This is a genomic window from Rhodococcus sp. OK302 (assembly GCF_002245895.1).
Classification (GTDB): domain Bacteria; phylum Actinomycetota; class Actinomycetes; order Mycobacteriales; family Mycobacteriaceae; genus Rhodococcus_F.
Genome location: NZ_NPJZ01000001.1, coordinates 3,670,495 through 3,690,922 on the forward strand (window position 1 = coordinate 3,670,495; position 20,428 = coordinate 3,690,922).

The 20,428-nt window shown below is 62.8% G+C and carries 20 protein-coding genes; 17 read left to right on the forward strand and 3 right to left on the reverse strand.

Going from position 1 to position 20,428, the window contains the following annotated elements; translation table 11 throughout:
• The first annotated feature begins 48 nt into the window (after window positions 1-48).
• The 6 genes from BDB13_RS16830 (at window position 49) to BDB13_RS16855 (ending at window position 7,691) form a co-directional block, all read left to right on the forward strand.
• Window positions 49-1,572: an amino acid permease gene (locus BDB13_RS16830; RefSeq protein ID WP_094272638.1), complete on the forward strand. Its 1,524-nt coding sequence runs from the start codon at window positions 49-51 to the stop codon at window positions 1,570-1,572.
• Entirely contained in the window at window positions 1,569-2,438 is an 870-nt protein-coding gene (locus tag BDB13_RS16835) for an urea amidolyase associated protein UAAP1 (RefSeq protein WP_254922838.1), read from the forward strand. The genes BDB13_RS16830 and BDB13_RS16835 overlap by 4 nt, the downstream gene beginning before the upstream one ends.
• The gene (locus BDB13_RS16840; RefSeq protein ID WP_094272640.1) at window positions 2,435-3,088 is read left to right on the forward strand and encodes an urea amidolyase associated protein UAAP2; all 654 of its coding nucleotides are present in this window, start codon (window positions 2,435-2,437) and stop codon (window positions 3,086-3,088) included. Before BDB13_RS16835 ends, BDB13_RS16840 begins: the two co-directional genes overlap by 4 nt.
• Window positions 3,085-5,097, forward strand: coding sequence for a 5-oxoprolinase/urea amidolyase family protein (locus BDB13_RS16845; protein ID WP_094272641.1), 2,013 nt, complete (start codon window positions 3,085-3,087; stop codon window positions 5,095-5,097). The genes BDB13_RS16840 and BDB13_RS16845 overlap by 4 nt, the downstream gene beginning before the upstream one ends.
• Complete coding sequence (gene atzF / locus BDB13_RS16850) at window positions 5,094-6,770, forward strand: allophanate hydrolase (protein WP_094272642.1); 1,677 nt, start codon at window positions 5,094-5,096, stop codon at window positions 6,768-6,770. The genes BDB13_RS16845 and atzF overlap by 4 nt, the downstream gene beginning before the upstream one ends.
• A gap of 99 nt (window positions 6,771-6,869) precedes the next feature.
• Window positions 6,870-7,691, forward strand: a complete 822-nt coding sequence (locus BDB13_RS16855) for an acyl-CoA thioesterase (RefSeq protein ID WP_094272643.1) — start codon at window positions 6,870-6,872, stop codon at window positions 7,689-7,691.
• On the opposite strand, the gene BDB13_RS16860 is transcribed toward BDB13_RS16855, so the two are convergent.
• The gene (locus tag BDB13_RS16860) at window positions 7,676-8,296 is read right to left on the reverse strand and encodes a hypothetical protein (protein ID WP_254922839.1); all 621 of its coding nucleotides are present in this window, start codon (window positions 8,294-8,296) and stop codon (window positions 7,676-7,678) included. The genes BDB13_RS16855 and BDB13_RS16860 overlap by 16 nt on opposite strands.
• Before the next feature lie 87 nt (window positions 8,297-8,383).
• Here BDB13_RS16860 and BDB13_RS16865 point away from each other — a divergent pair, with 87 nt between their 5' ends.
• Window positions 8,384-9,238, forward strand: a complete 855-nt coding sequence (locus BDB13_RS16865) for an acyl-CoA thioesterase (protein WP_094272644.1) — start codon at window positions 8,384-8,386, stop codon at window positions 9,236-9,238.
• Entirely contained in the window at window positions 9,235-9,840 is a 606-nt protein-coding gene (gene pdxT / locus BDB13_RS16870; RefSeq protein ID WP_094272645.1) for a pyridoxal 5'-phosphate synthase glutaminase subunit PdxT, read from the forward strand. Before BDB13_RS16865 ends, pdxT begins: the two co-directional genes overlap by 4 nt.
• Here pdxT and BDB13_RS16875 read toward each other — a convergent pair.
• A complete protein-coding gene (locus BDB13_RS16875) occupies window positions 9,837-10,772 on the reverse strand; it encodes a hypothetical protein (RefSeq protein ID WP_094272646.1) in 936 nt (311 codons plus the stop codon). The two genes, pdxT and BDB13_RS16875, sit on opposite strands and share 4 nt — an antisense overlap.
• Window positions 10,769-11,125 carry a GntR family transcriptional regulator gene (locus BDB13_RS16880; RefSeq protein ID WP_094272647.1) on the reverse strand — a complete coding sequence of 119 codons (357 nt, stop codon included), beginning with the start codon at window positions 11,123-11,125 and terminating at the stop codon, window positions 10,769-10,771. The genes BDB13_RS16875 and BDB13_RS16880 overlap by 4 nt, the downstream gene beginning before the upstream one ends.
• A gap of 145 nt (window positions 11,126-11,270) precedes the next feature.
• On the opposite strand from BDB13_RS16880, the gene BDB13_RS16885 reads away from it, so the two are divergent.
• From BDB13_RS16885 to BDB13_RS16925, 9 genes are all read left to right on the forward strand, one after another.
• Window positions 11,271-12,026 carry a YebC/PmpR family DNA-binding transcriptional regulator gene (locus BDB13_RS16885; RefSeq protein WP_094274976.1) on the forward strand — a complete coding sequence of 252 codons (756 nt, stop codon included), beginning with the start codon at window positions 11,271-11,273 and terminating at the stop codon, window positions 12,024-12,026.
• A gap of 139 nt (window positions 12,027-12,165) precedes the next feature.
• The gene (gene ruvC / locus BDB13_RS16890; protein ID WP_094272648.1) at window positions 12,166-12,768 is read left to right on the forward strand and encodes a crossover junction endodeoxyribonuclease RuvC; all 603 of its coding nucleotides are present in this window, start codon (window positions 12,166-12,168) and stop codon (window positions 12,766-12,768) included.
• Window positions 12,765-13,361 carry a Holliday junction branch migration protein RuvA gene (gene ruvA / locus BDB13_RS16895; RefSeq protein WP_094272649.1) on the forward strand — a complete coding sequence of 199 codons (597 nt, stop codon included), beginning with the start codon at window positions 12,765-12,767 and terminating at the stop codon, window positions 13,359-13,361. The genes ruvC and ruvA overlap by 4 nt, the downstream gene beginning before the upstream one ends.
• Window positions 13,358-14,434, forward strand: a complete 1,077-nt coding sequence (gene ruvB / locus BDB13_RS16900; RefSeq protein WP_094272650.1) for a Holliday junction branch migration DNA helicase RuvB — start codon at window positions 13,358-13,360, stop codon at window positions 14,432-14,434. The genes ruvA and ruvB overlap by 4 nt, the downstream gene beginning before the upstream one ends.
• A gap of 179 nt (window positions 14,435-14,613) precedes the next feature.
• The gene (gene yajC / locus BDB13_RS16905; protein ID WP_094272651.1) at window positions 14,614-14,961 is read left to right on the forward strand and encodes a preprotein translocase subunit YajC; all 348 of its coding nucleotides are present in this window, start codon (window positions 14,614-14,616) and stop codon (window positions 14,959-14,961) included.
• A 119-nt stretch (window positions 14,962-15,080) separates the two neighbouring features.
• Complete coding sequence (secD, locus tag BDB13_RS16910; RefSeq protein WP_094272652.1) at window positions 15,081-16,814, forward strand: protein translocase subunit SecD; 1,734 nt, start codon at window positions 15,081-15,083, stop codon at window positions 16,812-16,814.
• Window positions 16,811-18,046 carry a protein translocase subunit SecF gene (gene secF, locus BDB13_RS16915; RefSeq protein ID WP_094272653.1) on the forward strand — a complete coding sequence of 412 codons (1,236 nt, stop codon included), beginning with the start codon at window positions 16,811-16,813 and terminating at the stop codon, window positions 18,044-18,046. The genes secD and secF overlap by 4 nt, the downstream gene beginning before the upstream one ends.
• Before the next feature lie 3 nt (window positions 18,047-18,049).
• Window positions 18,050-19,783, forward strand: coding sequence for an ABC transporter substrate-binding protein (locus tag BDB13_RS16920; RefSeq protein ID WP_094272654.1), 1,734 nt, complete (start codon window positions 18,050-18,052; stop codon window positions 19,781-19,783).
• A gap of 2 nt (window positions 19,784-19,785) precedes the next feature.
• Window positions 19,786-20,361, forward strand: a complete 576-nt coding sequence (locus BDB13_RS16925; protein ID WP_441347238.1) for an adenine phosphoribosyltransferase — start codon at window positions 19,786-19,788, stop codon at window positions 20,359-20,361.
• The last annotated feature ends 67 nt before the right edge of the window (window positions 20,362-20,428 follow it).

Here is a 20,428-nt window from a genome sequence, read left to right on the forward strand (position 1 = left end):
ACTATCAACTGACAGAAATACCGCCCACCGTCCCTCTCAGGAGAACCTATGACGATCGCGGCACCTAAGCCCAGCGACGACAACGACCTCGCCGAGTTCGGCTACGAGCAGCAACTGCATCGCTCGCTCGGCAAGTTTGCCTCGTTCGCGGCAGGCTTCTCGTTCGTCTCCATCCTGACCACGATCTTCCAGCTGTTCGGGCTCGGATTCGGCTTCGCAGGACCAGCATTCTTCTGGACCTGGCCCTGCGTGTTCCTCGGCCAGTTCATGGTCGCGCTGTGCTTTGCCGAACTTGCTGCGCGGTACCCGATTTCGGGGGCGATCTACCAGTGGGCGCGGCGGATGGGCGGCGAGATCATCGGCTGGTTCGCCGGCTGGTTCATGATCATCGCGCAGATCGTCACTGCTTCGGCCGCGGCCATCGCGCTGCAGGTGGTGCTGCCGAACGTGTGGAGCGGATTCCAGATCGTCGGCGAGGACAGCTCACTCACCTCGTCCAGTGGTGCGACGAACGCGGTGCTGCTCGGCTCAGTGCTGTTGGTGCTTACGACGGCGATCAACTGCGTTGGTGTCAACTGGATGTCGCGCATCAACAACATCGGCGTGACCTGCGAGATCATCGGCGTCATCGCGGTGGTCGGCATGTTCTTCACCCATGCTCAGCGCGGTCCGCAGGTTGTGTTCGATACGGGCGCCGCCGGCACCGAGCCGGGCTACATCTGGGCTTGGATCGTCTCCGGTTTGATGGCCGCGTACGTCATGGTCGGCTTCGGCTCGGCGGGTGAGCTCGCTGAAGAGACTCGCAATCCGCGCCGCGTCGCACCGCGGACCATCCGCCTTGCCCTGTCGGTGTCCGCTCTCGGTGGCGGCCTGATGATCGTCGGCGCGCTGATGGCGGCGCCCAGCCTGACCGACGGCCGACTTGCCAGCGAAGGTTTGCCGTACGTGCTCGGCACGATCCTGAGCTCTCCGTGGGGAACCCTGCTGCTGATCGACGTGGCGATCGCGGTCTTTGTGTGCACCCTGGCGATCCAGACCGCGGCTTCCCGGCTGATGTTCTCGATGGCCCGCGACGGCCGTCTGCCCGCATCGAAGACACTCGCGAAAGTCAACGCCCGCACCGGAACTCCGATCGCTCCGTCGGTACTGATCGGGATCGCCTGCATCCTGGTACTCGCCGTGAACGTCGGAAACTCGGCAATCTTCACCACTCTGTCGAGCGTTTGCATCGTACTCATCTATCTGGCGTACCTCATGGTTACTGTTCCGCTGCTGCGTCGCCGGTTGCAGGGCTGGCCGTACGGCGACGTCCAGTACGACTCCGAGGGCCGTAAGTTGTTCTCGCTGGGCATCTTCGGCATCCCGATCAACATCGCCGCAGTGCTCTACGGCGCAGCGATGGTGATCAACCTGTCCTGGCCGCGGGCCGAAATCTTCAATCCCTCCGGCGATATGCCCATCCTGCAATGGGCCGCCCCGATCACCATTGTTGCCGTCGTCCTGGTGGGCAGTCTCTGCTACCCGCGCGGGAAAACCGTTCCGAACCCCGTCACGATTGGAGCCACGAAGTGACCACCAGCAGTACCCAGACCGACACAACGGCGGCCGCTCGCGACCATGCCCGCTCGCAGGCCGGCGCGATCACCGACTCGATGCCTGTCCTACCGGCCTCCGCCTGGCCAACACCTCCCGCCGGCATCGATGCCGACCGGCTGACCTGGGCGGAGACCGTGCCCGGCGGTCGATACACCTCGAAGGTGTTGGCCCGTGGCACTCGAATCCGGTTGCGCGACATCGATGGCAGCGCTTGCGCCAACCTGTTGCTCTACCGGGCCGACGCCCCGCACGAGCGACTCAATATCGCCGACACGGTCAAGGTGCCGTGGCAGGCGTACCTGAGCGTCGGCCATCCGCTGCTCTCCGACCAGGGCCGAGTTCTGGCTACCGTCGTTGCCGACACCTCCGGTCACCACGACGCGTTCTGTGGAACCACGTCACTGGCCACGAACACTGCGAAATACGGCGATGGATCCGCGCACTCGGGCGCACCCGCCGGCCGAGAACTTCTGACGCTGGCGGGAGCCAAGCACGGCCTGACTGCCCGCGACCTTCCGCCGGTTCTCACCTTGTTCCACGGAGTGCGGGTCAAACCTGACGGTGCGCTTGTCAGCACGGGAAATGCGGGCGCCGGCCGGGAACTGGAACTGTTGATTCACCTGCCGGTGATCGTGCTGATCGCGAACACCGCCCACCCGCTCGACCCGGAGCCCACGTTCAACACTACGGCGCTCGAGATTCTGGCCTGGGCTGCGCCCGCAGACCTCGAATCCTTGCCGAACAACGACCCCGAGTACCTCCGGGCCGCTCTCAACACCGAAGACGCCTGGAACGCCGCTACGCCCGTCAATGAAACCCAGCTCGGAAGGGACGTCAAATGACCACCGCTGTAGACACTCCCGCCCTTGTCCCCGGAACCGTGATCCTCGACGAGACTGTCGGCGCCCGCGGGCCCTGGTCCACGATCGTGCGGGCCGGAGACATCCTGACCATCGTGGACCTGCACGGCAATCAGGCCGTCGACTCCCTCTTCTATGCTGCTGACGATCACGGCCTCCGATACTCGGCAGCGGCCACCGTTGCGGCACAGCGCAATCTGTTTCTCACGACGGGGTCCGTGCTTCGGGCCGACGACGGCACGGCGCTGATGACTCTGGTGGGCGACGAGGTCGGCAACCACGACACCGTCGGCGGCGCCTGTTCCCAGGAGTCGAACACTCTGCGCTACGGCCACCACACCAAGCACCAACACGCCTGCGTGGAGAACTTTCTGATCGAGGGCGCCAAGTGGGGACTCGGTAAAAGGGACCTGGTCTCGAATATCAACTTCTTCATGAATGTTCCCGTCGACGCGGACGGCACCCTCGGCATCGTCGACGGATTGTCCGCGCCTGGTAAGCGGTTGGCCCTCCGTGCCGAGATCGACACGCTGGTGCTGGTGTCGAACTGCCCCCAGATCAACAACCCCTGCAACGGTTTCGATCCCACCCCGGTGCGAATGATCGTCACCCGGCCCGAGGAGCAGCGATGACCGAGATCACCGTGCAACGTCCCGGCATGCTGAGCACAGTCCAGGACTGGCCTGGCCGTGTCGGCTACTGGCAGATCGGTGTGCCCCCGTCGGGTCCGATGGACGACTTGTCCTTCCGGCTGGGCAACGTTGCACTCGGCAACGAGGAGGGAGCCGCCGGACTCGAGTGCACGATGGCCGGTCCCGCGCTGCGCTTCGCCGAGGCAACGGAAGTTTGTGTCACCGGTGCACCCGCTACCGTCCTGGTGGACGGTGTGCCGGTGCGGACCTGGGCGCCGGTGCAGGTTCCGGCCGGCGGCGTTCTCGATGTCGGGGCAGCCTCCGGACCGGGACTGCGGATCTACGTGCTCGTGCGCGGTGGTATCGACGTGCCGGATTACCTCGGCAGCGGTGCGACGTTCACCCTCGGCAAATTCGGCGGTCTCGAAGGCCGGACACTACGCGAGGGGGATGTGTTGCACTGCGGCGCCGGCCCCTCCAATCCCGATGACGCCCAGCCGGTTCCGATGGAGCACGTGCCCGTCATCGGCGGCCGCTGGGAGATTGCAGTTACCGAGGGCCCCCACGGTGCACCGGAGTTCTTCACCCGCAAGGACATCGACACGCTGTACGCCACGGACTACGAGGTGCACTTCAATTCCGACCGCACCGGGGTCCGGTTGATCGGTCCGCAGCCGGATTGGGCGCGCGGTGACGGCGGCGAGGCCGGCCTGCACCCGTCCAACATTCACGACAACGCCTACTCGGTGGGTGCGCTCGATTTCACCGGTGACACTCCGATCCTCCTCGGACCCGACGGACCGAGCCTCGGCGGATTTGTCTGCCCCGTCACGGTTGTATCGGCGGAACGGTGGAAGCTCGGACAACTCAGCCCCGGCGACACCATCCGGTTTGTACCGATCCGGGCCGAGCGGGCCGCGTCGAAGCGTCAACTGGGTCTGCGTCGTCGCGCCAGTCAGCCGGCGGTATTCGGTGCCGGCGGCGACGGAGATGACGGCGTGATCGCCCGGCGTGACGGCGCAACCGCGGTGACCTACCGCCGTTCCGGTGACGACAACGTGCTTGTCGAATACGGGGATATGACTCTCGACCTCGCGCTTCGGGCGCGGGCGCACGCTTTGCATCAGCGCCTGGAGGCCGAAAAGCCTGCCGGACTGCTCGATCTCACGCCGGGAATCCGGTCCTTGCAGGTACGTGTCGACCCGGACGTTCTGCCCGTGTCGAAGCTGATGGGCCTACTTGCCGAGGCCGAGGACCAGATCCCGGATTCGTCCGAACTTGTCGTGCCCAGCCGGTCGGTGCGAATGCCCCTGTCCTGGGACGACCCGTCGACGAGGGAAGCGATCAAGCGGTACATGCACGGCGTGCGTGCCGATGCGCCGTGGTGCCCCTGGAACATCGAGTTCATTCGGCGGATGAACGGACTGGACTCTGTTGCCGATGTCTTCGACACGGTTTTCGACGCCGAATACCTTGTGCTCGGACTCGGCGACGTCTACCTCGGTGCGCCGGTAGCCACCCCGCTGGATCCGCGTCATCGCCTGGTCACGACAAAATACAACCCGGCGCGCACCTGGACGCCCGAGAACGCGGTGGGCATCGGCGGCGCGTACCTGTGCATTTACGGCATGGAGGGGCCCGGCGGCTACCAGTTCGTGGGACGCACCACGCAGGTCTGGAACCACCGCTATCCCGAGAAGTCCGGACCGTTCGAGCACGACACACCGTGGCTGCTGCGCTTTTTCGATCGGATTTCCTGGTATCCCGTCGAACCGGATGAGCTGCTCGAATTGCGTGCCGAAACGGCCGCGGGTGGGCCCGGTGGTGTGCAGATTACGGACGGCAGTTTTTCCCTCGCCGAACACGAGCAGTTTCTCGCCGACAACGCGGATTCCATCGCCGAATTTCGGGCCGGCCAGACCGTTGCCTTCGATGCTGAACGCGACGCTTGGTCCGCTGCGGGTGAATTTGCCCGCACCACAACAACAGTCAAGGAGGTGGCCGCATGACGGCATTGCAGCGGGTGTCAGCGGCGTATGAGGCCATCGAAGCCGTCAACCGGCCGGAGATCTGGATACACCTGCGCCCCAGGGCCGACGCGTTGGCTGAGGCCGCAGTTATCGACGCATCCGCAGCGCACTTGCCACTGCGAGGGATGGTGCTCGCGGTCAAGGACAACGTCGACGTGGCCGGACTGCCGACCACCGCCGGGTGCCCCGAATATGCCTACACGCCAACAGTTGATGCCGCCGCAGTAGCGGCACTGAGGGCCGCCGGTGCCGTCGTACTGGGCAAGACCAACCTCGACCAGTTCGCGACCGGGCTTGTCGGCACGCGCAGTCCGTACGGGGCCGTTCGTGATGCCCGTCGGCCGAAATACATCTCGGGCGGCTCGAGTTCGGGATCTGCTGTGGCCGTGGCGCTCGGACTGGCGGACCTCGCGATCGGTACCGACACCGCCGGCTCCGGCCGCGTCCCGGCCGGCCTGCAGGGAATCGTCGGAATCAAGCCGACGCTCGGCGTCGTCTCGACGGTTGGCGTGGTGCCCGCCGCTCGCTCCTACGACTGCGTGAGTATCTTCGCCGCAGACTTGTCACGTGCCGAGGCCGCGATGGCGGTGATGGCAACCGGTGCGCCGGATCGCACTTGGCCCGGCGACGCTCGGTTGGCTGCGCCGCCGCGACCGCGAGTAGCAGTACCGCGCGAGTTGCCCGGTCTCGACCCGCAGTGGTCGGCGGCGTTCGGTGCGGCCGTCGAACAGCTACGCGCAGTGGGTGTCGACATTGTGGAGGTGGACCTCACGCTCTTCCTCGATGCCGCGAAGCTCCTCTACGACGGCGCTCTGGTTGCCGAAAGATATGCGGCGGTAGGCGAATTCGTCGACGCACACCCTGATGCGGTGGACCCGACGGTGCGTTCGATCGTCGCGCCGGCCGGCAACATACCTGCTCATCGTCTACTCGAAGACCGGGAACTGTTGGCGCAGTTGCGAAATCGGGCCATGAAGGCGCTCGACGGAATCGATGCATTGATGGTACCGACGGCACCGGAGCATCCTACGATCGCCGAGGTCGCGGCCGATCCGATCGGTGTGAATTCTCGGATGGGGAGATACACCAACTTCTGCAATCTGTTCGATCTCTCGGCCGTCGCGGTACCTACTGGAATGGCAGGCGAAGCGCAGTTCGGCGTGACGGTGCTGGCGCGTGCGTTCGAGGACGCTGTTGCCGCGGATATTGCGGCAATGGTGACGGGGGAGTCAGCCGGCGGGTGGACCAGCACACCGGGGAAGGCCGTCGAACTGGCAGTATTCGGCGCTCACCTGCGTGGACAACCGCTCGAGCATCAGTTGACGACGCTCGGTGCCCGGTGGCTCGGACCAGTCGCCACTTCTCCCCGCTACCGACTCGGTGCGCTGGACACGACCCCGCCCAAGCCCGGTCTTGTCCGAGTCGCCGAGGGCGGTGTGTCGATAGTCGGCGAGCGCTGGAGTCTGGCGCCTGCAGCTCTGGGCAAGTTCCTGGCCGCACTGCCGACTCCGATGATGCTCGGCGCCGTGGAATTCGACGACAAGAGTTGGGGAACCGGATTCGGGTGCGATCTGGAAGCCGCGTCGAGCGGCAAGGACATCAGTGAGTACGGGGGGTGGAAGGCGGCGCTGGAAGCCGGAGCGGTGGGCTGAGCAGTTTTCGCGTCGGTATCCGGTTTCGCATGACTGCCGACCATCAGGCATTGTGTGAGGGTCGGAATTGGTCGGCTCACCTCAAGGTTTGGAGCATCGATGGCGAAGATCGAAGAAATCCTGGAACTGGAACGCCTCGAGCGCGATATCTTCCGAGGGATTACCGCTGAGACGACGTTGCCCAAAACTTTCGGCGGTCAGGTTGCCGGCCAGGCGCTAGTCTCTGCGGTTCGCACCGTCGACCCCGCGTACTCGGTTCATTCCTTGCACGGGTACTTTCTGCGCCCGGGAAACACCTTGAAGCCCACGGTTTTCCTGGTCGATCGGGTGCGTGACGGTCGATCCTTCGCCACTCGATTGGTCACGGGAATCCAGGACGGCCAGGCGATTTTCACGATGTCGGCGTCGTTCCACGTCCAGGACGAGGGCATCGAGCATCAAGACGAGATGCCGCCGGTTCCGGACCCGGAATCGCTGCCGCTGGCCCGCGATTCAGAGGACTGGGAGACCGCGTGGCTGGCACGAGAATGGGCGGACTGGGATCTTCGCCTCGTCCCGAAAGCCGATATCAGTAAGCGTCCAGGCTCAGTTGCCCAACAACAGGTGTGGTTCCGATCCCGTGAGGCGCTGCCGGACGATCCGGTCTTTCACGTCTGCACCCTCGCCTACATGAGTGACATGACGTTGCTCGGTTCTTCCCGGACGCCTCACCCCGATGTCGAGATGCAGGCCGCGTCACTCGACCATGCGATGTGGTTCCTGCGTCCGTTCCGCGCCGATGAATGGCTGCTCTACGACCAGACGTCGCCGTCTGCCGGTTTCGGTCGGGCGCTTACCCAAGGACGAATTTTCGACCGACGAGGAAACATGGTGGCTGCGGTCGTCCAGGAAGGTCTGACGCGTCTTTATCGGCCCAAGTGAGTGCATACGGCCGGCCGAGCGGGATGGTCGTACCGCACTTCCAGATCAATCGGCTCCGTCACGGTTGCCTGATGCTCGAGCACTGCGTCGATCGTCCACAAGTCCGCCGACGGCGTGTGGCGTCGTAGCGCGGCTTCGCTCATGTCCAAGCGCACGCTGATGTCGAAGTCGAGTCCGCGGCCGAGCAGCATCGGTCCGGCGACGATGATGACATGGCGTTCGTGAACCGGCTCACGTGTAGACCGCGCTGAGCGGTCGGTGGCTTCGTCCCAGAGCCTGGGGAGCCAGGTTCGCCGAGTCCTTGCCGACGTGATGACTTCACGGTCGAGGGCCTCGTAGTCGAACCACATGGTCCGATAGCTCAGGGTGTCTTCGTGCCCGAATTCGAACCGCAGAGATGCCGGGCGCACGTAGTCGTGAAGTGAGGCAACAGCACTCGGACGGTCGAGTGCTACGACGGCAGAACCGATCAACCGGGCGAGTTCGACGGGCCGAGCACAATCTGCGCCGTCGACGGCCACCACCGTCACCGACGGACGTGACTGACACAGCGCCGCGACCTGTCCGGCGAGAGCCTGTGGTGTGGAAGGTATGAAGATACTCACGCCACCATGGTGCCGTGCCCACCCGTCGAGGCGATAATGTGAACCAGTTCGGCCGGCGTTGTCGGCATCTACATCGCCGGAGGACACATGGTTGGTATCGAGGAGATCCTCGCTCTCGAAACGCTCGAGAAGGACATCTTCCGCGGGGCGGTTCATCCCACCGGGTTGCCGCGTACGTTCGGCGGGCAAGTGGCCGGCCAGTCGCTGGTGTCGGCGGTGGGAACGGTGGACGAGAGCTACCGCGTCCATTCATTGCACGGTTACTTTCTGCGGCCCGGAAATCCGAAGATCCCGACGGTGTACCTGGTGGACCGGATCCGTGACGGCCGCTCGTTCTGCACTCGCCGAGTGAACGCCGTGCAGGACGGCAAAACGATCTTCACGATGTCGGCGTCGTTCCACATCGAAGACGAGGGAATCGAACATCAGGACCAGATGCCGACTGTGCCGGCGCCGGAAGATCTTCCTGATGCGTTGACGATTCCGGAACTCGCGAAGCTGCCGTACTACCAGGAGTGGAAGAACTGGGATGTGCGGATCGTGCCGGCCGACGACGCGACAGCGTCGCCCGATCTTGCGGCACAGCAGCGAGTCTGGATGCGGTACCGGGACACCCTGCCGGATCGTCCTCTCCTGCATATTTGCACGTTGGCGTACCTCAGTGACATGACTTTGCTCGGCACGTCCAAGGTTCCGCACCGGGACGTGCCGACGCAGAATGCGTCGCTTGACCACGCGATGTGGTTTCTGCGTCCGTTCCGGGCCGACGAATGGTTGCTCTACGACCAGACCTCACCGTCGGCCGGTTTCGGCCGGGCACTGACGCAGGGGCGCATCTTCGACCGCGCGGGCAATATGGTGGCAGCGGTTGTGCAGGAAGGGTTGACGCGGATCGAGCGTGAACCTGCAGACCGTGAGAACAAGACAGGAACTTCGGCATGACTCGTCCGTTGATCGGTGTACTCGCTCTTCAAGGTGACGTCCGAGAGCACCTTGCTGCTCTGGCGGATTCCGGGGCCGACGCGATCGGTGTCCGCCGTCCGGAAGAGCTCGACAAGGTTGACGGAATCGTCATTCCCGGTGGGGAATCGACGACGATGAGCCGACTCCTTCAGGTCTTCGAGCTGTTGGATCCGCTCCGCGAGCGGCTTCGCGGCGGTCTGCCGGCTTACGGTTCGTGCGCTGGAATGATTCTGCTCGCCAGCGAGGTGCTCGACACCCGGCCCGACGCCGAGAGCCTCGGTGCTATCGATATGACCGTGCGCCGCAACGCATTCGGTCGCCAGGTCGATTCCTTCGAGTCCGATCTGGACTTCGAGGGAATTATCGGTGATCCGATCCGCGCCGTGTTCATTCGCGCGCCGTGGGTCGAGCGGGTGGGACCAGGTGTCGAGGTGTTGGCGCAGGTACCGGCAGCGGCAGGCGAAGCTGCCGGTCGCATCGTGGCGGTGCGGCAGGGCTCCGTGATCGCGACGTCCTTCCACCCCGAGGTTACGGGAGACCGCCGCGTGCACGAACTCTTTGTCGACCTGGTGCGCGGCTAGATCTCTCGCGAGACGTCCGCCTGAACCAGTGAATTGATCAGGCGGACACCGTCTTCCGGGTGATCAATTGTGACGGCGAAGACTTTTCCGGTGCCGAGGTTCAGCACGATGGCCTCACCGGATCTCAGGGTGACTGCTGTCCCACGCGGTGTGATGCGGTAGCCCCATCCGCCCCATTCCAGGGGGCGGATGGTGTCGACCGACGCGGATTTGATCTGGGCGAGCGCAATTCTCTTCCACCGGACACCCCACGAACTGATGCTCATGCCCGTGTTGTCGACTCGTACGGTGACGGACGCGAAGGCAGTGATGAGGACAGTCGACGCGAGCAGTATCAGCGCGACCCACCAGTCGGAGTAGGCGGCCGTTCCGACGGTGAGCGCAGTCATGCCGACAGCGAGAATCCACGGCCAGATGCTGTGTGCGCGACCGATCCACATGGCGCGTTCAGTGGCTGAGAGCGGCGGGTCCAACGTCGGGGTCGGTAGCGCGGACACGGCACTTGATCCTGCGCGTGACGTCAGCGCCCATGCGGCGATTCCCGTCAGTGCTGCTGCGATCGGTGCAATGATCCACCAGCCGATCCGGGCTTCCTCGGGTGATCCGGCATCGAGTGTCAGGGCGACACTGAGGATCCAGATCGTTGCGAAAGTGGCGCTGGTTGTCGCTGTGACGGAGAGTGCCAGGGGCGAATTCTCGCCCCCGCGAACCGCAGTGACAGCGGCAACCACCGCGGCGAGCAGGGATACTGCCAGCGTCCATGCGAAAAATGTTGTGGTCGTGCTGAACCCGTCCGGCGTCGAACCGGACCAGTGGCTGGCGACGGTAGGTGGGAGTTCATCTCCCCACAGCAAGCGCGCAATGATCAGGGCGGCCGTCGGAACGAATGTCAACGACGCGGCGGTCCACAGTCGGACCCTGCTGATATTCATGAGGTGCTGGTCTCCTTGATGAGTTCGAGCATGTGGGCGGTATCGAGCCCCAGGTTGCGGGCCAACTTGACGAACTCACGGGCTGATTCGTTGAGGGCTGCTCTGCCGGAATCAAATTCGGCACGAATCACTGCGCCTCGGCCACGTCGGAGATCGATGAGGCCTTCGTCGCGCAGTGCCGCGTATGCGCGCAGCACCGTATGCAGGTTGACGTCGACGGACTCGGCGAGAGCTCGTGCCGACGGCAGTCGATCACCCGGGCCGATCTCGCCGCGGATGACGGAACCACGGACGCCCGCTGCGATTTGATCGGCGAGGGGAGTGGTGGACGCGTGGTCTATCCGAACCAACATGTTTGCATTCTATGCAAACAATGCCGTGTTTGGCGAATTCATCTGCGGGGGATGCAGCATGTGGCGACGTGGGGCGGGTAACATCGGCAGAGCTGAAACCGCGCATTCGGCGTGCGCAACACAGCAGGAAAGGGGCTTGAATCGCATGAGCGGCCACTCAAAATGGGCCACCACCAAGCACAAGAAGGCTGTTGTCGACGCACGTCGTGGCAAATCCTTTGCGAAGCTGATCAAGAACATCGAGGTGGCGGCACGAACCGGCGGTGGCGATCCCACGGGCAACCCCACCTTGTTCGACGCAATTCAGAAGGCCAAGAAGACTTCTGTCCCCAACGACAACATCGAACGCGCGCGCAAGCGTGGCGCCGGTGAAGAAGCTGGCGGCGCAGACTGGCAGACCATCATGTACGAGGGCTACGGGCCCAATGGTGTTGCCGTGCTGATCGAGTGCCTCACCGACAACCGCAACCGCGCAGCCGGTGAAGTTCGTACCGCGATGACACGCAACGGTGGCAACCTTGCGGACCCGGGTTCGGTTTCGTACCTGTTCGCCCGTAAGGGTGTTGTGACGCTCGAAAAGAACGGTCAGTCCGAGGATGACGTGCTGATGGCAGTTCTCGATGCGGGTGCAGAAGACGTCACCGATCTCGGTGAAACCTTCGAAATCGTCTGTGAGCCACAGGATCTCGTGGCCGTCCGTACTGCTCTGCAGGAAGCCGGGATCGACTACGATTCGGCTGAGGCGGATTTCCGTGCGTCGGTCGAGGTTCCCCTCGATGTTGACGGCGCACGCAAGATCTTCAAGCTTGTCGACGCGCTCGAAGATTCCGACGACGTGCAGAACGTGTACACCAATATCGATCTGTCCGACGAGGTCCTTGCGGAACTCGACGCTGAATAAGCTGAAATAAGTCGACAGTTTTAACACTCGACCCGGTTGCGACGCACTCGTCGCGGCCGGGTTGCGTGTTGATGTCGGCAGTTCGCCCGCGCACCGCTAAGCTATCGAACAGCTGTTCGGTGTGGAGAGGTGTGATGGTGTGCGCGTGCTCGGGGTGGACCCTGGCTTGACCCGATGTGGATTCGGTGTGGTCGACGGGAGCAACGGCAGAGTTGTGCGGCCCATCGCCGTTGATGTGGTGCGTACCCCCGCCGATATGGCTCTTGCCTTGCGGCTCCTACAGATCTCGGATGCAGCCGAGCTGTGGATCGAGCAGTACAAACCCGAGGTTGTGGCCGTCGAGCGAGTGTTCGCTCAACACAACGTCAGTACAGCCATGGGTACGGCGCAAGCCGGTGGGATTGTTGCCGTCGCGGCCGCCAGGCGCGGAATCCCGGTATTTTTTCATACTCCGACCGAGGTGAAAGCCGCGGTCACGGGCAGTGGTATTGCAGACAAGGCGCAGGTCACCGCGATGGTGACACGAATTCTCAATCTGAAACAAGCCCCCAAGCCGGCAGACGCCGCGGACGCGCTGGCTATTGCGATTTGTCACTGCTGGCGGGCGCCGATGATCGAACGGATGGCAAAAGCCGAAGCGATGGCAGCGGAACAGATACGCAAGTATCAGGCAAAATTGGCCGAGACAACCAGAGTTGAAGCCAGCAGAGCAGAAATCACCAAGAAGGCAGGTTCACGATGATCGCGTCGGTACGCGGCGAAGTACTCGACATTGCGCTCGACCATGCGGTCATCGAGGCAGCCGGTGTCGGCTATCGAGTCAATGCAACTCCGATAACGCTCGGGGCGTTGCATCGGGGGAGTGAGGCTCGGCTCTTCACGACGATGATCGTTCGTGAAGATTCGATGACGCTCTACGGTTTTTCCGATACCGAGTCCAAGGACTTGTTCAGCCTGTTGCAGACGGTGTCCGGGGTCGGCCCCCGGTTGGCGATGGCAACGCTGGCGGTTCTCGAACCTGATGCGCTCCGGCGGGCCCTTTCGGAGGGCAACCTGACTGCGCTGACACGAGTGCCGGGGATCGGCAAGCGCGGCGCCGAACGGATGGTCGTCGAACTGCGCGACAAGGTCGACGCCGTGCCTGCGACGGCCGGTGCATCAGGCGTGATTGCGGCTAACGCGATTCGTGATCAGATCGTCGAAGCACTCGAAGGTCTCGGATTCCCGATCAAGCAAGCAGAACAGGCCACCGATTCGGTACTGGCCGAAACTCCCGAGGCGACCACGTCCGTTGCGCTTCGGTCCGCTCTCTCATTGCTCGGTAAGACTCGATGAACTTTGATCCGATCGAAGATTTCGACGACGAATCCCCGGTCAGCGCCGAGTTGGTCGCGGGGGACGGCGAGGTCGAAGCAAGTCTGCGCCCCAAGAGTCTGGACGATTTCATCGGCCAGCCGCGCGTCCGTGAGCAGCTCCAATTAGTGCTTACCGGTGCGAAGATGCGCGGCGGAACCCCAGACCACATCCTGATGTCCGGGCCGCCCGGACTCGGTAAGACGTCGATGGCCATGATCATCGCGGGCGAGCTCGGTTCGTCTCTTCGGCTCACGTCGGGTCCGGCACTCGAACGAGCGGGTGACCTTGCGGCGATGCTGAGCAACCTGGTGGAGGGTGACGTTCTCTTTATCGACGAGATTCACCGTATTGCCCGGCCGGCCGAGGAAATGTTGTATCTCGCGATGGAAGACTTCCGCGTCGACGTCGTAGTGGGCAAGGGCCCCGGAGCTACCTCGATTCCTTTGGAAGTTGCGCCGTTCACGCTGGTCGGGGCAACAACACGATCTGGTGCTCTGACGGGCCCACTGCGTGACCGATTCGGTTTCACCGCGCACATGGATTTTTACGACCCGAATGAACTGCACCAGATCTTGATGCGGTCGGCCGGGATTCTCGGCGTGAATCTCGAACTGGATGCGAGCGCGGAAATCGCACGACGGTCACGTGGAACGCCGCGTATCGCCAACCGGTTGCTACGACGAGTGCGAGATTTTGCCGAGGTTCGCGCCGACGGCATCGTGACGATGGAGGTCGCGCGAGCGGCGCTTGCGGTCTACGACGTCGACCAACTCGGATTGGATCGCCTCGACCGGTCCGTTCTGAGCGCACTGGTGCGTTCTTTCGGCGGCGGCCCCGTAGGTGTGTCCACTCTGGCGGTTGCGGTCGGTGAAGAACCGTCCACAGTCGAAGAAGTGTGTGAGCCGTTCCTTGTTCGCGCCGGCATGATTGCGAGAACTCCACGTGGGCGTGTTGCGACGGCCGCAGCGTGGACTCAACTTGGAATGACTCCTCCGCCGGACGCTGCTGCCGGCGGTATCGAGGTACGGGTCAACGAACCACCAGCAGTTTGACGGCCACTGGCAAGCAGGCGCCGGCCCCGGATGCGGTGGGATTGCCAGATCGCTGAGGGAACCTTTCGGCCGAACTGTCGGGATTCTTAAGGAACTAGTGGCACACTGGTGTCTTGCGTAGGTCCATCCGGGTCCCGCGCGTCGAAAAATATGCTACAAAACCTGAGGTTGATCAAGACATGTCGAGTTTGCTTTTCCCCCTCCTGATCCTCGCGCTGCTGGTGCCCATGTTCCTGGGTATGCGCAAGCAGAAGAAGGCGCTGGCCGTGACTGCCGAAATGCAGGACTCCCTGCAGGTCGGTGACCGTGTGCAGACCACTGCCGGTCTGTACGCAACCATCGAGTCGTTGAACGAAGACACCGTAGATCTCGAGATCGCACCCGGTGTCGTCACCACGTGGTCGCGTCTCGTTATCCGTGAGCGCGTCATCGAGTCCGTTGACACGGAATCTGTCGACGAAGATCTGGACTCCGAGTTCGAAGAGTCCACGTCCGACACCGAAATCCGACTCACCAAGGAATCCTGAACACACCCGTTTCAGGAACCTGTTCTAGAGTTGCCGCGTACATTGCAGGTTCGCGCATAAGTAGCTCTCGTGGTCATCGACCGCGCTCGTCCGGCACCTACTGAGGAGACTTAAAGATCGTGGCACCTTCCACCGGAACGGTGCATCCGGTCCGCTACCTAGCCCTTTTCGGGGTTTTGGTCGTGGCACTGTATGCACTGGTGTTCTTTACTGGCGATAAATCGGCCACACCGAAACTCGGTATCGACTTGCAGGGTGGAACGCGTGTCACGTTGACCGCGCGCACGCCGGACGGCAGCGCGCCTAGTCAGGACAGCCTGAAGCAGGCTCAGGAAATCATCGAGACCCGCGTCAACGGACTCGGTGTGTCCGGGTCCGAGGTTGTGATCGACGGTGACAACCTCGTCATCACGGTTCCCGGCGACGACAGCGCGCAGGCGCGTTCGTTGGGTCAGACCGCACGTCTGTACATCCGGCCGGTAACCGGATCGATCCCCGTGTCGACGCGCGATGCGAACCGCACCGCAACCACGCCGCCGCCAGCGACTGACGTACCGGCGACTGAAACGCCGGCTACCGGTGCCGAGACTCCGGCACCCGCCCCGCAGAATCGTCCGTTCCCGGCGCAAGAGCCGCCCACCGCGGAAGCAACACCCCCGGTAGAAGTCGCGCCCATCTCCGGAGTGACACCGACTCCGGCACCGGAAACGTCGAGTGACGGAACCGATGCCGGTGACGCAGCAGCCGCAGAGATCACCGCGGCGCGGGCGCTACGTCAGAGCACCGATCCGGCTGTTCAGGAACAAGCTGTCGCCAATTTGGACTGCTCGGTACCCGACCCGTTGCGTGGCAACGACGATCCGGCCCTCCCGTTGGTGGCTTGCTCTCAGGATGGCGAGACCATCTATCTGCTCGGCCCGGCGATTATCGACGGTCAGGAAATCGCGGACGCGTCGTCGATATTCAACTCACAGCAGTCGCGTCACGAGATCAGCCTCTCGTTCAAGACCACCGGCAGCAACACGTGGGCACAGTTCACATCGGCCAACATTGGCAAACAGGCAGCATTCACCCTTGACTCCAAGGTTGTCAGTGCGCCCACCATCCAGGGTGCGACGCCGGCCGGTAGCGCCACGTCGATTACCGGCAGCTTCACGGCGGACAGTGCCAAGGAACTGGCCAACACACTGAAGTACGGTTCGCTTCCGCTCTCATTCGCGGCTTCCGAGGCCGAGACGGTTTCGGCCACCCTCGGATTGGCTTCGCTGCAGGCGGCATTGATTGCCGGTGCGGTCGGCCTGGTGCTGGTGCTGATCTACTGCCTCGTCTACTACCGCATGCTCGGCGTCCTGATCGCGCTGTCCCTCGTGCTCTCGGGCCTCATGGTGTACGCGATCATGGTTCTGCTCGGCAGATACATCGGATTCACCCTCGACCTCGCCGGTATGGCGGGTCTGATCATCGGTATCGGTATGACAGCCGACTCGTTTGTCGTGTTCTTCGAGCGCATCAAGGACGAGATGCGAGAAGGCCGCAGCTTCCGTTCCGCGGTTCCGCGTGGTTGGGCACGAGCGCGTCGTACCATCCTGTCCGGTAACGCGGTCAGCTTCATCGCTGCCGCCGTTCTGTACGTGCTGGCAGTGGGTCAGGTGCGAGGATTTGCCTTCACCCTCGGCCTCACCACGATCCTCGACGTTGTCGTGGTCTTCCTCGTGACCTGGCCGCTGGTGAATATGGCCTCACGTTCGGCGTTCTGGTCCAAGCCCAGTGTCAACGGCTTGGGAGCAGTGCAAGAGGTTGCCCGTGAACGTAAGGTTGCCGCCGCTTCGTCGGCTAAGGAGACACAGGCATGAGTGAGTCCAACAACAACTCTGCAGAAAATTCTTCGGCGGATACCGCAGCGCGGTCCGAAACCTCGGATTCCGGAGTTGACCAGACTTCGATGCCGAAACACAGCCTCCTGTCGAGGTTGTACACCGGTACCGGAGCGTTCGAAGTCGTCAGCAGGCGTCGGTTCTACTACGGACTGACCGGTGCCTTGGTCGCGATCGCTCTGCTGAGCATCATCCTGCGCGGTTTCACGTTCGGAATCGACTTCGAGGGTGGATCACGGATCCAGTTCCCGGCTACCGAAGGCATCGAGACGTCGCAGGTAGAAACGGTGTACACCGAGGCTCTCGGGTTTGAACCGGTGACGGTGCAGACCGTCGGCTCAGGTTCGAGTGCCACGGTCCAGATTCGGTCCGAGACGCTGAATGCAAACCAGGTCACAACGCTGCAGACGGCGCTGTTCGACGAGTTCCAGCCCGAGGACAAGAACGGAAATCCGTCTGTCAACGCGATCAGCTTCGCCGACGTCAGTGAGACGTGGGGTGGTCAGATCACCAAGAAGGCGTTGATCGCTCTGGTGGTGTTCCTGGTGATCGTGAGTATTTACATCGCCGTTCGGTTCGAGAGAGACATGGCGATCGCCGCCATCATCGCTCTCTTCTTCGACATCATCGTCACGGCCGGCATCTACGCGCTGGTCGGCTTCGAGGTCACTCCCGCGACAGTCATCGGGTTGCTCACCATTCTCGGTTTCTCCCTGTACGACACCGTCGTCGTGTTCGACAAGGTGGAGGAGAACACCAGAGGGATCCTGCATCTGACGCGTCGAACGTACGCCGAGCAAGCCAACCTTGCCGTCAACCAGACGCTCATGCGCTCGATCAACACCACCGTCATCAGTGTGCTTCCCGTGCTCGCCTTGATGGTTGTCGCAGTCTGGATGCTCGGCGTCGGTACCCTCAAGGACCTCGCGCTGGTGCAGTTGGTGGGCATCATCGTCGGCGCTTACTCGTCGATCTTCTTCGCGACGCCGCTTCTGGTGTCGATGAAGGAACGTTGGGGACCGGTCGCGGATCACACTCGTAAGGTTCTCGCCCGCCGCGCTACGCTGGCAGAAAAGGGGCTCGGCGACAAGGGCCTCGAAGGCAAGGGTTCAGAGACCGTCAGAGTGGGAGCGTCGACTGCACGACGTAGTGCGGTTGCCCCGTCGACTGGTGCTCGGCCGACAGGAAAGCGAAACAAGAAGGCGCACTGAATCATGCTCCACCTGAGGCGAGCACTCGTTCGCTCGCTGTCATTGGTTGCTGCCACTGCGGTGGTCACAGGTTCGTTGGCGGCCTGCTCGTCGGAAGATTCCGAGCAGGTTCCGTCCATCGGATATGCAATCGACAACACCATCACGACGTACAACGCAAATACGACGGCGGGATCCGTTTCGGGAGCGATGGCAGCTCTCGGCCGGGTCCTGCCTGGCTTCACATTCACCGGTCCCGTTGGGGCGCCGGTATCCGATACCGACATCGGTACCGCGGCGGAGTTGCCGGGTCAGACGTTGACGGTGGCGTACAAGCTCAATCCGTCATCTGTGTACTCCGACGGGGTTCCGCTCTCGTGTGACGATCTGGTGCTCACGTGGGCGGCGTCCAACGGCCGGTTCACGAAGGACGTCGACGGCGCCCAGGTGCCGATGTTCGACGTGGCGAATACGTTGGGATATTCGGATATCGACCGGATCGATTGCCAATCGGGATCCAAGGACGCCACCGTCGTCTTCAAGCCGGGTCGCGCGTTCACTGAATGGCGAACGCTTTTCGGAGCTACCTCCTTGATGCCGTCGCATATCGCGGCGCAACGTGCCGGGGTGCCGGATCTGGTTACCGCGGTGAATTCAGGCGACACCGAAGCACTCTCGAAGATCGCGGATTTCTGGAACACCGGCTGGAACATGGTGCCGGGACAGTTGGACAAGACCGTCCTCGTATCGTCCGGTCCGTATCGGGTCGACGAGTACACCGAAGACGGTGGGCTGGTACTGGTTGCCAATGAGCGATGGTGGGGCAACAAGCCTGCCACCGATCGCATTGTCGTCTGGCCGCGCGGGGTGGATCTTGTCAAGGATGTGGATTCGCACTCCATCGAAGTGATCGACGTTGGTGCCGGCGCGGCCGGAGATCTCGGCGAGCTGTCAGGATTTTCGTCGGTCCAGATCCCTTCGCGATCCATCGAACAATTCATTCTGGCGACGTCGGGAGTTCTCGGCGACGAAGCGGCCCGCCGAGCGTTTGCGCATTGTGTTCCGCGGTCGGCGTTGTTCGATCAGTTCGGCAAGACACCGAATGCGCCGGCAACCGGTGTCGGGTCGGGTGTCGTGGATTCCCGTCTGGCCGTTCCTGATTCGCTCGTCTACCGCGATGCCGCAGCCACCGACGGCGATCGCTACAGCAATGCGGACGTTGCGGCGACCAAAGTTTCGCTGTCCGAGGCAGGGTTGGACGGGTTGACGGTGAGAGTCGGATATCTTGCTCCGGACCCGGCGCGCGCTCAAATCGTGTCCGAGGTGAAGGCTGCGTGCGCACCGGCGGGAATCACAGTCGACGATGTCAGTAGTCCGAGCTTCGAACCGCAGGCTCTGCGCGGCGGCGACGTCGATGCCGTCCTTGCCGGTACCGCCGGTCAAGCCGGCGCAGCGGGCATGGTGGACATGATCGACGCCCGGGGAGCGCTGCGCGGTGGAAACTCCTCGAATTTCAGTGGATACCACAACACTCGGATCGACCAGATCATCGATCAACTGGACACTGATCCAGGAATAGCTGCGCAATTGGGACTGTCGGTGGAGGCGGAGAACATCCTCTGGACGCAAGTGCCTACTATTCCTCTGTTCAATCAGGTGCGAACTGTTGCCGTTGCTCAGGGTATGAGCGCGGTGGTAGCCAATCCGACTCGCTCCGCCACAGGCTGGAATATGGATAGATGGGTATTGCGTAGATGACGATGTCGAGTGAGATCACTGCAGGGACTTCTGTGGATGAACTGAGGGAAATTAACCGGGCGGCCTCGGAGGCCGTTGTTCGCCTCACGAGGTGGGCCGATAACTTTCCCAGCCAGGGCGTGCGATTCGCGGACCTGACGCCGGTGTTCGCCGACGCCGAAGGTTTCAGCGCGGTGCTGGACGCTTTGATCGCTTGCGCACCCGACGCAGACACGATTGCTGCCGTCGATGCGCGTGGCTTCCTTCTCGGTGCCGGTGCGGCGGCGCGTATGGGCGCTGGAGTGGTTGCGGTCCGCAAGGTCGGCAAACTGCCACCACCGGTGCTATCGCGCTCGTACAGCCTCGAATACGGCTCGTCGACCCTCGAGATTCCAGCGAACGGCTTCGATCTCACCGGACGGAATGTTTTGGTGATCGACGACGTTCTGGCTACCGGAGGGACACTGGAAGCAGCGGTGCAGTTGGTGGAGTTGGCCGGCGCGAACGTCGTCGCCGTGGCAGTGGTGCTCGAGATCGAGGAACTTCGGGGCCGAGATCGCTTCGTTAAGTACCCACTGACATCCCTGGTCAAGGTCTGAGTATTAAAGTTGGCACCTGGGGGTCGAAGTAGACCTCCAGGGCAATTTCCCGTTGCAGGGCGGTTGC

Excerpts from the sequence above, each read along its gene's own strand:
- BDB13_RS16875 (WP_094272646.1), bottom strand. The coding sequence starts at position 10,772 with ATGAATATCAGCAGGGTCCGACTGTGGACCGCCGCGTCGTTGACATTC.
- BDB13_RS16880 (WP_094272647.1), bottom strand. The coding sequence starts at position 11,125 with ATGTTGGTTCGGATAGACCACGCGTCCACCACTCCCCTCGCCGATCAA.
- BDB13_RS16920 (WP_094272654.1), top strand. The coding sequence starts at position 18,050 with ATGCTCCACCTGAGGCGAGCACTCGTTCGCTCGCTGTCATTGGTTGCT.
- BDB13_RS16855 (WP_094272643.1), top strand. The coding sequence starts at position 6,870 with ATGGCGAAGATCGAAGAAATCCTGGAACTGGAACGCCTCGAGCGCGAT.
- atzF (WP_094272642.1), top strand. The coding sequence starts at position 5,094 with ATGACGGCATTGCAGCGGGTGTCAGCGGCGTATGAGGCCATCGAAGCC.
- BDB13_RS16830 (WP_094272638.1), top strand. The coding sequence starts at position 49 with ATGACGATCGCGGCACCTAAGCCCAGCGACGACAACGACCTCGCCGAG.
- BDB13_RS16865 (WP_094272644.1), top strand. The coding sequence starts at position 8,384 with ATGGTTGGTATCGAGGAGATCCTCGCTCTCGAAACGCTCGAGAAGGAC.
- secF (WP_094272653.1), top strand. The coding sequence starts at position 16,811 with ATGAGTGAGTCCAACAACAACTCTGCAGAAAATTCTTCGGCGGATACC.
- ruvA (WP_094272649.1), top strand. The coding sequence starts at position 12,765 with ATGATCGCGTCGGTACGCGGCGAAGTACTCGACATTGCGCTCGACCAT.
- BDB13_RS16845 (WP_094272641.1), top strand. The coding sequence starts at position 3,085 with ATGACCGAGATCACCGTGCAACGTCCCGGCATGCTGAGCACAGTCCAG.
- BDB13_RS16885 (WP_094274976.1), top strand. The coding sequence starts at position 11,271 with ATGAGCGGCCACTCAAAATGGGCCACCACCAAGCACAAGAAGGCTGTT.
- yajC (WP_094272651.1), top strand. The coding sequence starts at position 14,614 with ATGTCGAGTTTGCTTTTCCCCCTCCTGATCCTCGCGCTGCTGGTGCCC.
- BDB13_RS16840 (WP_094272640.1), top strand. The coding sequence starts at position 2,435 with ATGACCACCGCTGTAGACACTCCCGCCCTTGTCCCCGGAACCGTGATC.
- ruvB (WP_094272650.1), top strand. The coding sequence starts at position 13,358 with ATGAACTTTGATCCGATCGAAGATTTCGACGACGAATCCCCGGTCAGC.
- pdxT (WP_094272645.1), top strand. The coding sequence starts at position 9,235 with ATGACTCGTCCGTTGATCGGTGTACTCGCTCTTCAAGGTGACGTCCGA.
- BDB13_RS16925 (WP_441347238.1), top strand. The coding sequence starts at position 19,786 with ATGTCGAGTGAGATCACTGCAGGGACTTCTGTGGATGAACTGAGGGAA.